The organism is Sinorhizobium sp. RAC02, from assembly GCF_001713395.1.
In the GTDB taxonomy this organism is placed as follows: Bacteria; Pseudomonadota; Alphaproteobacteria; order Rhizobiales; family Rhizobiaceae; genus Shinella.
The window spans coordinates 2,607,122-2,621,184 of sequence record NZ_CP016450.1; the positions used below are offsets into that span (position 1 = coordinate 2,607,122).

At 62.4% G+C, this 14,063-nt stretch carries 14 protein-coding genes; all 14 read right to left on the reverse strand.

Annotated features, from left to right (window positions below):
• Positions 1–2: 2 nt before the first annotated feature.
• The 14 genes from visN to rhaM all read right to left on the reverse strand — a co-directional run bounded on the left by visN (position 3) and on the right by rhaM (position 14,060).
• A complete protein-coding gene (visN, locus tag BSY16_RS12560) occupies positions 3–746 on the reverse strand; it encodes a transcriptional regulator VisN (protein ID WP_069059974.1) in 744 nt (247 codons plus the stop codon).
• A gap of 556 nt (positions 747–1,302) precedes the next feature.
• Complete coding sequence (gene fliF / locus BSY16_RS12565) at positions 1,303–2,997, reverse strand: flagellar basal-body MS-ring/collar protein FliF (protein ID WP_069059975.1); 1,695 nt, start codon at positions 2,995–2,997, stop codon at positions 1,303–1,305.
• Between the two features lie 267 nt (positions 2,998–3,264).
• Complete coding sequence (gene cheT, locus BSY16_RS12570; protein ID WP_069059976.1) at positions 3,265–3,654, reverse strand: chemotaxis protein CheT; 390 nt, start codon at positions 3,652–3,654, stop codon at positions 3,265–3,267.
• A gap of 100 nt (positions 3,655–3,754) precedes the next feature.
• Positions 3,755–4,309 carry a chemoreceptor glutamine deamidase CheD gene (gene cheD, locus BSY16_RS12575; RefSeq protein WP_069059977.1) on the reverse strand — a complete coding sequence of 185 codons (555 nt, stop codon included), beginning with the start codon at positions 4,307–4,309 and terminating at the stop codon, positions 3,755–3,757.
• Positions 4,306–4,695 carry a response regulator gene (locus BSY16_RS12580; protein WP_069059978.1) on the reverse strand — a complete coding sequence of 130 codons (390 nt, stop codon included), beginning with the start codon at positions 4,693–4,695 and terminating at the stop codon, positions 4,306–4,308. The genes cheD and BSY16_RS12580 overlap by 4 nt, the downstream gene beginning before the upstream one ends.
• A complete protein-coding gene (gene cheB / locus BSY16_RS12585) occupies positions 4,695–5,750 on the reverse strand; it encodes a protein-glutamate O-methylesterase CheB (RefSeq protein WP_069059979.1) in 1,056 nt (351 codons plus the stop codon). The genes BSY16_RS12580 and cheB overlap by 1 nt, the downstream gene beginning before the upstream one ends.
• Positions 5,747–6,652, reverse strand: coding sequence for a protein-glutamate O-methyltransferase CheR (gene cheR, locus BSY16_RS12590; RefSeq protein WP_069059980.1), 906 nt, complete (start codon positions 6,650–6,652; stop codon positions 5,747–5,749). The genes cheB and cheR overlap by 4 nt, the downstream gene beginning before the upstream one ends.
• Positions 6,649–7,113 carry a chemotaxis protein CheW gene (locus BSY16_RS12595; RefSeq protein WP_069059981.1) on the reverse strand — a complete coding sequence of 155 codons (465 nt, stop codon included), beginning with the start codon at positions 7,111–7,113 and terminating at the stop codon, positions 6,649–6,651. The genes cheR and BSY16_RS12595 overlap by 4 nt, the downstream gene beginning before the upstream one ends.
• Positions 7,114–7,117: 4 nt before the next feature.
• Complete coding sequence (locus BSY16_RS12600; protein WP_069059982.1) at positions 7,118–9,403, reverse strand: chemotaxis protein CheA; 2,286 nt, start codon at positions 9,401–9,403, stop codon at positions 7,118–7,120.
• 23 nt (positions 9,404–9,426) lie between these two features.
• Positions 9,427–9,792, reverse strand: a complete 366-nt coding sequence (gene cheY1, locus BSY16_RS12605; RefSeq protein ID WP_069059983.1) for a chemotaxis response regulator CheY1 — start codon at positions 9,790–9,792, stop codon at positions 9,427–9,429.
• On the reverse strand, positions 9,789–10,088 hold the full coding sequence (locus BSY16_RS12610) for an STAS domain-containing protein (protein ID WP_069059984.1): 300 nt from the start codon (positions 10,086–10,088) through the stop codon (positions 9,789–9,791). The genes cheY1 and BSY16_RS12610 overlap by 4 nt, the downstream gene beginning before the upstream one ends.
• A gap of 129 nt (positions 10,089–10,217) precedes the next feature.
• On the reverse strand, positions 10,218–11,819 hold the full coding sequence (locus tag BSY16_RS12615; RefSeq protein ID WP_286157132.1) for a globin-coupled sensor protein: 1,602 nt from the start codon (positions 11,817–11,819) through the stop codon (positions 10,218–10,220).
• Between the two features lie 551 nt (positions 11,820–12,370).
• Entirely contained in the window at positions 12,371–13,741 is a 1,371-nt protein-coding gene (locus BSY16_RS12620) for an FGGY-family carbohydrate kinase (RefSeq protein ID WP_069059986.1), read from the reverse strand.
• A 4-nt stretch (positions 13,742–13,745) separates the two neighbouring features.
• Positions 13,746–14,060 carry an L-rhamnose mutarotase gene (gene rhaM, locus BSY16_RS12625; RefSeq protein WP_069059987.1) on the reverse strand — a complete coding sequence of 105 codons (315 nt, stop codon included), beginning with the start codon at positions 14,058–14,060 and terminating at the stop codon, positions 13,746–13,748.
• Positions 14,061–14,063 lie beyond the last annotated feature (3 nt).

Genomic DNA, 14,063 nt, shown 5'->3' on the forward strand with positions numbered 1-14,063 from the left:
CCTCAGACCAGGCTGTTGCGAACGGCCCAGGCGATCGCTTCCGACCGCGTCTTCGTCGCGGTCTTTCGCATCACGCTGGTGATATAGTTGTTGATCGTGTTGCGTGAGATGCCGAGGATGACGGCGATCTCGTCGCTCGTCTTGCCTTCGGCAATCCAGTAGAGGCACTCGATCTCACGCTCGGTCAATTCCATCTCGCGGTCATGACGAAGGATCGCGCCCTGGCAGCAGACGCTGGCGAAGTAACCGGTCATGACGCCGACGTCGCGCAGCTTGCTCTGCGAGAGGATGAAATGCTCCGGGAAGAGGAGCAGCAGCGACATGCGCACCCGGCCGACATGGAAAGCGATGACGCAATATTCGCGGCTGGTGCCTTTCGGCACCGCGACGTCATCAGCCAGGTGGTGGAAGCAGGGCTTGAGCAGCCCGAGGCACTTGTCCAGCTCGCTCATGCGGGACTGGCTGGCGATGACCGCACCGGAAATCGTGCGCACCATGTCAAAAGGCCAGTCCGAGGCGACGACGGTTTCGAGGCCCGCTTCGGGCGAGACGTCGTGGCGAACGAGAAGGTAATGCGAAGCGCTTACATAGTCGGTCAGCGCTTTCAGACCGGAGGAAAGGCCGGCGCGATTTGCACAGCGGCCGAGATGTTGAACCAGAAGCTCACGCGCACTCTTACGCTCACTCGCTTCCGCGGTGAATCCATAGGATTCCCGGGCCGCGACATCCGACCGGATCGTTTCCATGATAGCCCCCTGTTCCGATTCCGAACGGAGAACTCCCGCCTCCTTCCCGTCAAGGATTTTGGAACCATCCAAAATCCTTCCCGCTCAGGCCGCATCGGCAAGAATCACCAAACGAATCAGTAACTAAAGTGTACATCGGCTATCGCTAAAAACCACCGCCATCTTCTCGGGATTTACTTTTGCAACCTTCTGTGAATCGACTTGAGGGGAGTGATTTGCTTGTTTGCCCTCCTGAAAGGCATAGCGTTAAGCGATTGTTAACCATACATTATTCGCAACCGCCCGAACAAAAGCCCGTGCTAATTCGAGTGAAAATTGCGGCCTGCCCATGCCGCTCTCAACCAATGTGGTGGTAAAATTTTTTCAGCAATCACACGGCCGTGAACGCGCCTGCCGACGCTTGGAGTCCGAATGAACGAATTTGCTGCGCGCGGGCTGAACAAGCGTTGCCGAAAAGCGACAGGCCGGGCTCAAAAAACGGCAGGCGTATTCTTTCCCGCAAACGAAAACGCGGCCACTGCGGGCCGCGTTTTGATCGTTCTTATGGGAGGAGCCGTCAGGCTGCTTCTCTCTCGGCGGACCACTTGCGCAGGATTTTCGCAGCACGTTCCTCGCTGATGTCCACCATCCGGCCGAGGCGGCGTTCCGGGCCTTCCTTGACGCGACGGTTGAAGGTGCCGTCGCCGTCGTCGCCAGCATTGAGCAGGTCGTCCGTGCTGTCGAAGCCGAAGTCCGCGCCGAAGCCGTCCATGAGGGTAGCACCAGGACCACCGATGCCGGCAGCGGGCGAGAAGTCGGGCAGCTCTAGGCCGGCCGCATCGCTTTCCAGCGCATTGGCCGCAGCGCCGCCACCGGTGACGGAGCGGACCGCCGGGCGAAGGCCGAACCACACCACCAGGAAGGCGACACCGACGAAGGCGAGCGCATTGATGATGCCGCCGAGATTGCGCGTCAGCACTTCCATGACGCCCGGTCCGGGCACGGCCTCGTTGAGCAGCTGATGATCGAGGAATTCCATCGCGGTGATGGTCACGACGTCGCCGCGCTCGCCATTGAGACCGGCTGCGGACGAGACGATCTTCTGCATGTCGGCTATATAGGCGTCGACCTTCGCCTGATCCGCCGGCTCGCCGACCATGGCCGCAATGCGGGCCCGGTTGACGACGACCGCGACTGACAGCTTTTCGAGCGCATAGCCGTTGCGAACGGTCGCGACGGTCTTGCTGTTGATCTCGTAGTTGGTCTGCTCTTCCTTCTTGTCCGCCGCGTCGCTCGACTTCTGGCCGTTGGCCTCGCCCTGGGGGCCGCCCTGCGGAATGTTCTGCTCGACGGTCGCGGCCTTGTTGGCCGCCTGCTGCTCGGACTTCTGGGTTTCCCTAGTCACGCGGACAGAGCGCTCGACGCGCGATTCCGGATCGTAGACCGTCTCCTGGATCTGCTGCGTATCCATGTTGAGTGCTGCAGTGACGCTGGCGCGGAAATTCTCCATGCCGAGGAAGGGCGCAAGCGCCTTCTCGATGTTGCGCTCGACTTCGCTTTGTATGGTCTGCACGGCCGTCAGCGACCGGTTGACCGCACCGTTCTCCGCATCGTCGCCGGAGGCGAGTAGCTGGCCGGCGGAGTCAAGGATGGTAACGCCATCGACCTCAAGCCCCGGAACCGAGGCTGCCACCAGGTGGCGGATCGCGGCCGACGATTCACGGCCGACCTGCGCGCCTGCGCGGATCATGACGGAGGCGGTCGGCACCTGTTCGGCTTTGCGGAAGTTGCCGCGCTCCGGCATGACGATGTGCACCCGGGCGGCGGCGATGCCACTGATCTGCTGGATGGTGCGGGCGATTTCGCCTTCAAGGGCGCGAACGCGTGTCACTTCCTGCATGAAGGAGGTAAGGCCGAGGGAGCCGACCTTGTCGAAGAGTTCGTAGCCGGAATTGGCGCTGTTCGGCAGGCCGCGTTCGGCGAGATAGAGCCGCGCCTTGCCGGTCTGGCCGACCGGGACCTCGATGCTGTCGCCTGCCGTTCCGGTGGTGAAATCAATATTGGCTTCGGCGAGCGCCAGGCTGATCTGGTTGACGTCGGTCTTTTCCAGTCCGACGTAAAGTGTCTCGTAAGCGGGCTTGTTTACCAGGATCCCGGCTGCAAGCACGAGACCGATCGAAACGACGGCGGCTCCCGCCAGCATCGCGAGCTTCGCCTGCCCCAGCGAAGCCAGGTTCTTGTAGACTTTCGTCAACTGTTCCAACAGATTCATTCTGTTCCCGCACGGACTAGTCGCCTGGACACCGGGCAACATGCCGGCGCTATCAGACAAATTTTCAATCTCGTGGGACGAAACCGGCACATTTCCGCACGCGCCGCCTGCCCCATGGAATACGCGGATCTAACTGACCCGAGGTGGAGACTAGCCGCTGAAACTTGCGCGAACATGTCGTTGCCATGCGGGACGAAGGGGCATGCGGCAACGAGAAATGGCGCCACCAGGGGCGCCATCTGAAAGCTGATTATTCTTTCAAATCAACTAGAAGGCTTCGAAGTCGCCGACCGCCTTGCCGATCGGCTGGGAATGACCATGGCGCATTCCATTGCTCAGCGCCTTCTGCATATCGGCAAGCTTCACCAGATTGAGCGCCGTCGTGACGTCGACGACCCAGTTTTCCGGAATGCTTCCGGTGATCGTGTCGATGAACTCGGCAAGGCCGCGCGTCTTCTGCACGGCAAGGTCGATGCCCTGCAGCACCATCATGCGTTCGGCGGCGTGCGCTCCCGTTTCGCCGTGAACCGCGGCCAGCTGCGGCTCGATCCGTTCGATCAGATAGGCGACGTCGTGCAGTTCGGACACGATACGCATCAGGACATCCGGAAGGGCTTCCTCCATGGCAGTCGCTGCACTCAGATACTCGGCTTGCATGGGTAACCCTTTTCCCCCGTGCGGGGCCGGCAGATCGATGATCGGGACCGGCAACACACATACCTTGGTATTTTCGCTTCCTTCGGGCGCGATTGCCCGATCAGAAGAATTCGATCGAGCTTTCGACGGGCCTTGCGACAGGAACGGGCCGCTGCTCCAGCGCCACCGTCTTCTGCGTCTCGACGCCGGTCAGCGCATATTGCCGCGCGCGGCCGCTCGACGGCCAGTATTCCAACTTGCGCCCGTGTTCGCCGCCCGTGCTTTCGCCGACAACCTTGATGCCTTCGTCCATCAGGAACTGCCGGGCAAACAGCGCGTTCTGTTCGCCGACATTGGAGAAGCGCGCGATCGTCTTCGCGCCGCCAAAGATCTTCGCTTCCAGCCGGTCGCGCCGCGCGCCCTGCTTGAGGAGGCCGTTGATCAGCAGTTCCATCAGATGCACGCCGTAGCGTGTGGCGTCGCCGCCCGAGGCCATGGCCTCGGCCGAACCCGGCAGCAGGAAATGGTTCATGCCACCAACACCAATGACCGGGTCACGCATGCAGGCGGCCACGCACGAACCGAGAATGGTGGTGAGCACCACATTCGGATCGTTGAGGACCTTGTATTCGCCCTGAATGACATGGACGCGGCGCGTCCCGGCTTCTGCTATCATTTCAATGCCCCGAACACTGCTTCGATGGCCGCCTTCATCTTCTCGATGGTGAACGGCTTGGCGAGAACGTTGTTGGCACCGAGCGCCGCCGCCTTCTGCACCAGGGCACGGTCGCCCTGTGCGGTCAGGATGATGAAGGCCGCCTTCTTGGTGGTGGGGTTGGACCGCACCGCCTGAAGGAACTCGATGCCATCCATCTTCGGCATGTTGAAGTCGGAGATGACGAGGTGATGGGGCTGCTGGGCCATGATGGCCATGCCCTGCGCACCGTCACCGGCTGCCGTGATCTGCTTGAAGCCGAGCTGCTGCAGGGCATCACCCAGCAGCAGGCGACTGGTCACCTGATCATCGACGATGAGGACTTTAATTTTTTCAGCGATAGACATTATTCGCTCCCTTCTCTACGGGCCGCAGTGATTTTCAAGATTTCCTCCCCTATGGAGGAGAGCGGAAACTGGTGTTCTACGGCACCCAATTCGAAAGCCACTCTCGGCATTCCATATACGACGCAGGTTTTTTCGTTCTGACCGATGGTCCGAGCGCCTGCATGACGCATTTTCAAAAGGCCGCTTGCCCCGTCCCGGCCCATGCCGGTCAGGATGACGCCGACGGCGTTGCGGCCCGCAAGTTCGGCAACCGAATCAAACAGCACATCCACCGAAGGGCGATGGCCGTTGACCGGATCCCGTTCCACCAACCGGCAGCAAGGTGCATGCACGTTGGCAATCTGGAGATGGCGCTCGCCGCCGGGCGCCAGATAGATTTTCCCGATTTCGAGCCGCGCGCCGTCGGTCGCTTCCTGCACAACCGGGGCACAGAGCCGGTTCAGCCGCTCCGCAAAGCTCTTTGTAAAGCTCGGCGGCATGTGCTGCGTGATGACGGTCGGCGGGCAATTCGCCGGGAACTTCTGGAGCACGGCGATGAGCGCTTCGACGCCCCCTGTCGAGGACCCGATGGCGATGACCCTGCGACCGGGCTTGTAGCTGGCAACCGGGTTGACGCTGGTGGCGGTCGGTGCGAGCGGCGGCGGGTCGGCATGGAACCGGCGCTGCGAGCGGGCGGCGGCCTTCACCTTTTCGGCAAGATCGCCGAACGGGCGGGCGTCACCCGGCTGCGGCTTGCCGACACAATCGAAGGCGCCGATTTCCAACGCCATCAACGAGGCTTCCGCGCCGCGATGGGTCAGCGTCGAGACCATGATGACCGGCATCGGCCGGAGCTTCATGATCTTGTCGAGGAATTCGAGCCCGTTCATGTTCGGCATCTCGATATCCAGCGTCACGACGTCCGGATTGAGCTGCTTGATCGCGTTGCGGGCTTCCATGGCGTCGCCGGCCTGCCCGACGACATTGACGTCCGGGTCGGAATTGAGCACGGCCGTGATCAGGCCGCGCATGGTCGGCGAATCGTCAACGACGAGTACGCGCGCGGGTGCCATCATACGCTCCTCCTGTGCTTGCCGGTGTAGCGGTAGGTTGTGATGCCGATATTATCGAACTGGTTCTTCGCTTCGCCGGAGACGCGCTCCGAATGGCCGATATAGAGATGGCCGTTGTCGCCCAGCATGCCGGCGAAACGCGACCAGATCTTCACCTGCGTCGGCTCGTCGAAATAGATGACGACGTTGCGGCAGAAGATGACATCGAACGGCCCCTTGAACGGCCACTGCGCCATCAGGTTCAGTTCGTTGAAGGTGACGAGGCGCTTCACCCGGTCGTCGATCTGCCATTTCTGCCGGCCGCCGACCTCCGTCTCGCGGAAGAACTGCTTGCGCATGGCGGGATTGACCGTTTCGAGCGCCGTCGCGTCATAGGCGCCGGCCCGGGCGATTGCGAGAATCTTCGGGTCGATGTCCGTCGCGAGGATACGAAAATCGTAATCGGCGGCATTCGGCATCATCGAGAGCACGGTGAGTGCAATCGAATAGGGCTCCTGCCCGTCCGAGCAGGCCGCCGACCAGATGCGCACGCGGCCACCATTGCGGGCACGCGCCAGAAGGTCCGGCAGCACGTCGCTCTTCAGATGGTCGAAATGGTGGTTTTCGCGGAAGAAGCGGGTGAAATTGGTCGTCAGATGCGACAGCATTTCCTTGCGCGGCCCCGCACCGGCCGGCGAGGAGACGAGCGCACAATATTCCCGGAACCCCTTGAGGCCGAGCTGGCGGATATGCTTCGACAGGCGCGAATAGACGAGCGAGGCCTTCGTCTCGTTGAGATAGATGCCGGCATCCGCATAGATCATAGCCGCAATCTCGGTGAGATCCTTGCGCGTCAGCGGATATTCGCCGCTCGCCAGGCACTCGTCCGGAGACTGTCTCGTATCGATGGCCGGGGAATAGGTCATGCGGCTTCGCTTTCCGTATGCGGGAAGAGGGAATCGAGTTCGATGAGACAGATCATGCGGCCCTCGATGGCGAGGATGCCGCGGGCGTAGCCCTTTTCCGCTTCGTTCGCGATGTCCGGCGTCGGCTGGATGTTCTCGTCGGTGACGGTGAGGATATCCGAGACCGAATCGACGAGCAGCCCCACCACCTTCGGCCCGACCTGGGCGACAATGATGACATGACGGACGGTCGGCTCGGCCGGCTTCATGCCGAGGCGTTGAGACATATCGACGATCGGCAGGACGGCGCCGCGCAGGTTGATCATGCCCAGGACATAGGATGGCGCGTGCGGCATCGGTGTCGCCGGGGTCCAGCCACGGATTTCCCGGACCGACATGACGTTCACGCAGAACTCCTGGTCAGCGATCCTGAACGCGATCAGTTCGCGCCCGTGCATGATGTTCTTTCCTGCGTACGTCATCGTCTCAACCGGTTGCAGCAAGCGAGATGTCTTGTCTCAGGGAGTGGCCGCGCGATGCGGCAACCACCGCATCGACGTCCAGGATGAGGGCCACGCGACCGTCGCCGAGAATGGTCGCCGCGGCGATGCCCGGAACGTGCGTGTAGTTCGCCTCGAGGCTCTTGATGACGACCTGGCGCTGGCCCTGGATCGCATCGACCATGAGGGCGCGCTGGCCGCCGCCTTCCGATTCGACAAGAAGTGCCACGCCGTCCATCGGGTTGGCCTGGATGTTGCGGAAATTGAGGATCCGGCCGACATCCACCAGCGGGCAGAACGAGTTGCGGATCGAGATAAGCCGCTGCGAGGCGCCGAAGGAATGGATGGCGGAGGCTTCCGGCTGCAAGGTCTCGACAATGGCCGTCAGCGGCACGACGAGCGTCTGGCCGGCAACCGTGACCACCATGCCATCAAGAACGGCAAGCGTCAGCGGCAGGCTCATGGTGAAGACGGAGCCCTGGCCCGGCTTCGACGAGATCGAGATGCGGCCACCAAGCGCCTGGATCGAGCGCTTGACCACGTCCATGCCGACGCCGCGGCCGGAAAGGTCGGAAACCTTGTCGGCGGTGGAGAAACCGGCGTGGAAGATCAGGTTGTCGATTTCCTCGTCGGACAGATTGGCATCGGCCGCGATCAGGTCGTTGTCGATCGCCTTCTGGCGCACCTTCTCGCGGTTGATGCCGGCGCCGTCGTCGGCAAGCTCGATGACGATTCGACCAGAACGATGTTTTGCCGTCAGGCGAACCGTGCCTTCCGGGTTCTTGCCGAGCGCCTCGCGCTTCTCCGGCATTTCGAGGCCGTGATCGACCGCGTTGCGGATCATGTGCGTCAGCGGCTCGGCGAGCTTGTCGATGACGGTCTTGTCGACTTCGGTGTTCTCGCCTTCCGTGATGAGGCGCACCGACTTGCCGGTAATATCGGCGATTTCGCGGACGGTACGGGCCATGCGCTGGAAGACCGGCTTTACCGGCTGCGCGCGGATCGCCATCACCGAATCCTGGATCTCGCGGGTGAGCTGCTGCAGCTCTTCGAGGCCCATATTGATGGAGGACGTGCCGTTGCTGTCGTTCTCGACGACGCTCTGCGAGAGCATCGCCTGGTTGATGACGAGCTCGCCGACAAGGTTGATCAGGCGGTCGACGCGATCGAGATCGACGCGGATCGTCTGGCCGGCGGCAGCGGCCTGGTTGGCCTGCGCAGCACTCGCGGCCGATGCGGCGGCAGCGGCCTTGGCATTGTCGGCGGCGCGGCTTGTGACCTGCGCAACCTTGCTTGCGGTTTCTGCGGCGGCAATGGCGGCAGCGGCATCGCTTTCGATGATTGCCGGTTCATCCTCGGCGGCGACAGAGCCGCCATCGTCGAGGATCGACAGGTCGAACGGTACCGGCTGCATCGGCAGCTCTTCGTCATCTGCCGCTTCGCTGACGACGTCTTCCTCGATGGTGCGGATGTCGAGGTCGCAATCCCATTCGGCAAATTCGAAGACGGAGCGCACGCCATCCTCGCCCTTTTCGGTCGTGACCGAAATCTTCCAGGAGAAGTAAGCTTCCTCAGGGTTCATCTTGTCGAGCGTCGGCAGAGCGTCCATGTCGCAATAGACGCTCATGTCGCCGAGGCGGGAAACGTCGCGCAGCAGGAGGACGGCCTCGTTGCCCTTGGCGTAGAGATCCTTCTTCGGCTTGAAGAGGACCTGGCAGGTCGGAACGTAGTGCGCAGCCGGTTCGTCGTCGAAATCGCCGAAGGAGAACGGGATCGGCTGGAACCCTTCGTCGTTGACCGCGGGCTTTTCCACGACCGGCGCCGGTGCGGCCGCCTTGGGAGCAGCGGCTGCAGGTTTTGGCGCGGGCGCTTCGGCAGCAGCCGGCGTTTCGCCGTTCGCCAGGGCTTCGAGTTCGCGGATGAGTGTGCGGCTACGGGCCTCGTCGACGCTTCCGCCATCGCGGGCGGCATTGGTCAGGTCCGCCAGAACGTCGGCGGACTTCAGCATGACCTTCAGGACATCCTGGGTCGGCTCCAGCTTGTTGGATCGAACGCAATCCAGTGTCGTCTCGAACACATGGGCGAAGGAAACGAGGTCATCCAGGCCGAATGCACCGGCACCGCCCTTGATCGAATGCACGGCACGGAAAACGGCGTTGACCGTTTCCGGGTCGCGATCCCCGTCGTTCAGCTTCAAGAGACCGGATTCCAATTCCGCGAGCTGCTCCTCGCATTCCTGGAAGAAGATCTCTTTGATTTCGTTCATATCCATCGGGAGAATCCTGGACTAGTGAATTAGGCGGTTACGCGCTCGATTGCGTCGATCAGCTTGGTCGGATCGAAAGGCTTGACGATCCAGCCCGTGGCGCCGGCCTGGCGTGCACGGTTCTTCTTCTCGGCATCGCTTTCGGTGGTCAGGACCAGGATCGGGATTGCCCGGTACTTCTCGTTGCGGCGCACGCCTTCGATAAAGCCGAAGCCGTCGAGGCGCGGCATGTTGATGTCGGTGACGATGACATCCGGGTTGGCGTTTTCGAGAACTTCCAGCCCCTCGATGCCGTCTTCGGCCTGGATGGTCTCGAAGCCTGCATTGTTGAGGGTAACCAGAAGCATGTTCCGGATTGTCCGTGAATCATCCACGGTGAGGACTTTTTTCTTCATTGCCGAATCTCCTGTGCCAGCAAGTGATCAATGTTCACGCCGATAAGTTGCATTGTCTTCATGAAAGGATCGGAAACCTTGCCGAAGGTGAAGGGCTGCCTGTCCTCTTCCCAGCTCTTGGCACCGGCCATCAGCACCTGGGCACAGAGCGCACCGACCCGCTCGACCGCCGAGGCGTCGATGACGAGCGGATTGCCCTTCAGGCCCATGAGCTGGGTATGCAGCGCCGTCGCCTCGTTGAGATCGAGAACGGGGGCAAGGCTTAAACTTTTCTGAACGGCTTTCTTGCTCGCCATTACCGGGTTCCTTGTCTGCGTCTGTCCAAAATCATCGTCGCCCTGTTCGGCACCGCGGGCGGATGGCTTTCTTCCGAAAGCCGGCTGCGTGCCGTCGAGAACCAATGCCGGGGTTGCCTGTTCGTCATCTCAGCCTCCAAAGCCGACGGCGCGTGCCGACAGGAAATCGAGGGGAGACGCCTGCGCTTCGTTGCGATCCGGCGCCACATACTGGTCCACCGATGCGGGGCGGCCCGGGCGTCGAAGATCGCGGCCTGGGGAAACATGGAACTCCCGGATCGTCCGGCCGAGTTCGAGAATGACAGCATGCAGGTCGCCGCCTGCCTCGCCGACGCGGCCTGCATCCGAAGCGTCCGCTTCGAGCGCACGGCCGGCACGGCCGATATCGGCCGTGACGCTGCCAAGTCCATCTACATCGACGGCGCTTTCGCGCACGATGCCGGTGATCGCGTCGTTGATGCCCTCGACCTGGCGCACGATGTTGCCGATCGCATCCTGGGTGCGGTGGACGTGCTCGACGCCGGTTTCGACCTGCGACTTCGTGCTGGTAACGAGCTGCTTGATCTCGCGGGCCGCATCCGCTGAACGCTGGGCAAGGGCCCGCACTTCCTGCGCGACGACGGCAAAGCCGCGGCCACTATCGCCGGCCCGTGCGGCCTCGATGCCGGCATTCAATGCCAGTAGGTTGGTCTGGAAGGCGATCTCGTCGATCACGCCGATGATCTGGCCGATCTTTTCCGCCGAAGCCTCGATGTCGGCCATGGCGGACATGGCCTCGCCGACGATGTTGCCGCTGTGGGCAACGGACTGTTGTGTGGAGGCTGCGGCCGACTGCGCCTTGCGGGTTTCATCGAGCGTCTGGCGGACCCGTTCGACAATGCTGCCGAGCGCGTTTGCCGTGTCGATTAGTGTCGCCGACTGCTCGGCGGAGCGGGCCGAGAGCGCACCGGCACCCGAGGCGAGCGTGCCGACGAGACGGTCGCTTTCCGTCGCCCGGTCGGCTGCCGACGTGAGGCGGGACTGGATTTCGTCGAGCGCACCGTTCAGCGTCTCCGCGAGGTCACGCCAGGCATCCGGCATCTCTCCGGCAACGCGGGCGGAGAAATCGAGTTGCGACAGGCTGCGGATCGTATCCCCGAACACGCGGTCAAGTTCGGCGCGGTCCTCCCGGCGCTGTTCGCCAAGCGCCCGCTGGTGGGCGTGGCGCAGTTCGTTGAAACGCAGCGAGATGCCGATTTCCGCATCGACAAAGGCCGTGCGCAGGAAGGCGGAGACGAGGTCGGTCAGTTCCTTGCGGCGCGCCTTGCCGGCGCCGGGGAAAATCGATTTCGGCCAGTAGTCCTCGATCAGGCCGGAGACGACCGTTTCGACGACGACAGAATGGCCGGCAATGCGCCAGCGCGGGTCGAGGCCCATCTGGCTTTCGCTGTCGGAGAGGACTTTGACGCGTTCGGCGTAAAGCGCATCGAACCGCGCATCGGTCAGCACGCTCCAGTGGGAGCTCTGGAGGTCGTGCAGGCGGTCGATCTGGCGCTCGCTCTGGAAGAGGCGTGCGGCATCGGGAAAAGTCTGGAAACGCTGGAAAAGATCGCGAAGCGCCGTTTCGACGTGCCGTTCAAGTGTCTGGCGGTGGCGGCGGAGCGTATCGCCCTGGCTGCTGTCGACGCCGGCAAAACGCAAACGGTCGCGCAGGCTGGTCGCCTGTCCCGTTCGGGCCTGTTCTGCTGGCATTTCCTGCACCAAATCGCTCCCAAACCAACAATGCCAAGCCGCCCAAAAAGGGTGGCTCATTGAATTCTCGCATGGAGGAGAGGTTGGCTGACCGGCCGTGCTCAAGGGGCGGTAGCGTACCGGCAAGCCGGCGCACGCGATGCCACCCGTCGATCCATGATCAAATTCGGTGAAACTCGAATACCGGTTCAAATCCGGTACGGCGGGTCGGCATCATGCCTGGGTGAGAAACGGCGAATTTCCCATTCCGACGCGTAGTTCAATGTTTATGGTTAATTCCTTGCCTGAAGGTTAATAGTTCATGGCTTGCTTCCGGGTTCGCTAAAATTAACATTGCCCAACGCTGCGTCAGCCTCAGACAAGCTCGCGCGCGTAGGGTCAGGGCATAGGCTGACAATGATGTCAGGAGGAAAGAGCAATGATTGTTCTGGCATTGGGCGCGACCGTGATTGCTTCCGCAACACTCGCCGCCATCTATCTTCTTCTCGATATCGATGCGGCGCGCGCGCCGGCCAAGGCCCGCGTTTTCTGAGCATAGCCGCTGAAGGCTATTATCCCTGCCCGGCAAGCGCGCGCCAGCGCGCCGCATAGTCCACGGCGTCCGTTGGCAATGTGTCCATAATCGAAACAAGTGCGGGGTCCGGGGCCCTGCCCGCGGCAAGGCAGGCAGCACCGATGCTCGTGCCGGTCGCGCTGCCACCGGCCAGCACCGGGCGGTCTGTCGCAACCTTCAGCATCATCAGGAATGCCCTGTTGGCGGCAAATGGGCCTTCGACGATCACCGGTCCGTCCGCACCGATGAGATCGAGGCAGGTTGCGGTCATCAGGGCAAGGTGGAAGGCGATGACGGCCTGCGCCGCATCCTCGCTCAGCTCTTCGCGCGGTACGGTCCATGTCGCCTTGTGGCCGGGGAACGGCCCGGATTCCTCCGGCAGCGATGGCAGCAGCATGGCGCCGCGCTCCAACACTTCAGCTATGGCCGCAGGCGGGAGGTCGCCGGACTTGCCACCAAGCAGAGAGAAGGCACGTCCACCCATGAAGCGCGACGACGGCACCGGATCACCGAGCGCATTGACGTTGATCAGCGTGTCCCTTGCCTCATCCAGCACGACCGACCGCGCGCCGATCGCCATGACCACGACCCAGGTGCCGGTGGAGACGACCGCGTAGGGTTCCTTTCGCGTCAGCACATAGGGCAGCAGCGAGGCGTTGGAATCGTGGATGCCGCAATGGACCGGTACATCCGACCGAAGGCCCGTCGCCGCAGCGATCTCGGGGCGGATCGGGCCGAGCACGTCACCGGCCTTGCGCACCGGCGGCATCAGCCGGGTCCAGCCCTGGCTTTCGACGAAGCTGGAAAACCGTCCGTTGCGCGGCTCCCACAGGTCGGCATGGCAACCGAGCGACGTTACCTCGCTGGCCGCGATGCCGGTGAGGCGGAAGGACCAGTATTGCGCATACATCAGGATATGGTGGGCCTTCGCGAAGGCCTTGGGAAAACGCCCGGACTGCCAATAGATCTGCAAACCGGCATTGAGCCCCATAGGCATGATCGGGGTGCCGCTCTCCTCGAAGCGCGGGCGGACCGCGCGATACGCGTCAGCATGCTCCTGCGGGCCTTCGTGCTCGTAGTCGAGCACCGGCAGGACAAGGTGACCATCCTCACCAACCAGCGCGGCGGTAGCGCCATGGGTGGTGACGGAGATCGCATCGATCGGGTGCTCGCGGTTGAGGTCGCCAAGGCTCTCCAAGATGAAGGCCCAGAGCTTTTCCGTGTCGAAATGCGGATAGGGTGCGGCGTTCACCACGCCGTTCGGCATGGTACGGGCGGCGATCTCCTGAAAGCTTTCACCATCGACGAGCACGACCTTGGCGTTCGTCTTGCCGATATCGACGACGGCGATGGTTTTTGGCGGGGTCATCGCTTCAATCCATATGGAAGACGGTAACGAGCGGCACGGCGACCGGCTCGTTGTCCGGCTTCGTCTCCATGATGTCAGCCATGTGTGCCCACCAGCGCTGCATCACGGGATGGTTCGGCAGGTCCGCCATGGTGTGGTCGTCGCGCCGCCAGAGCACGCCGAAGAGCAGGTTCGTCTCTTCGTCGAGATGGATGGAGTAGTCCGAGACACCGGCCTCCTTCAACAGGGCGGAAAGCTCCGGCCAGATCGCATCGTGCCGTGCCTTGTATTCGGCCGAGCAGCCGAGATTGAGCCGCATGCGAAACGCATATTTCTCCATGGC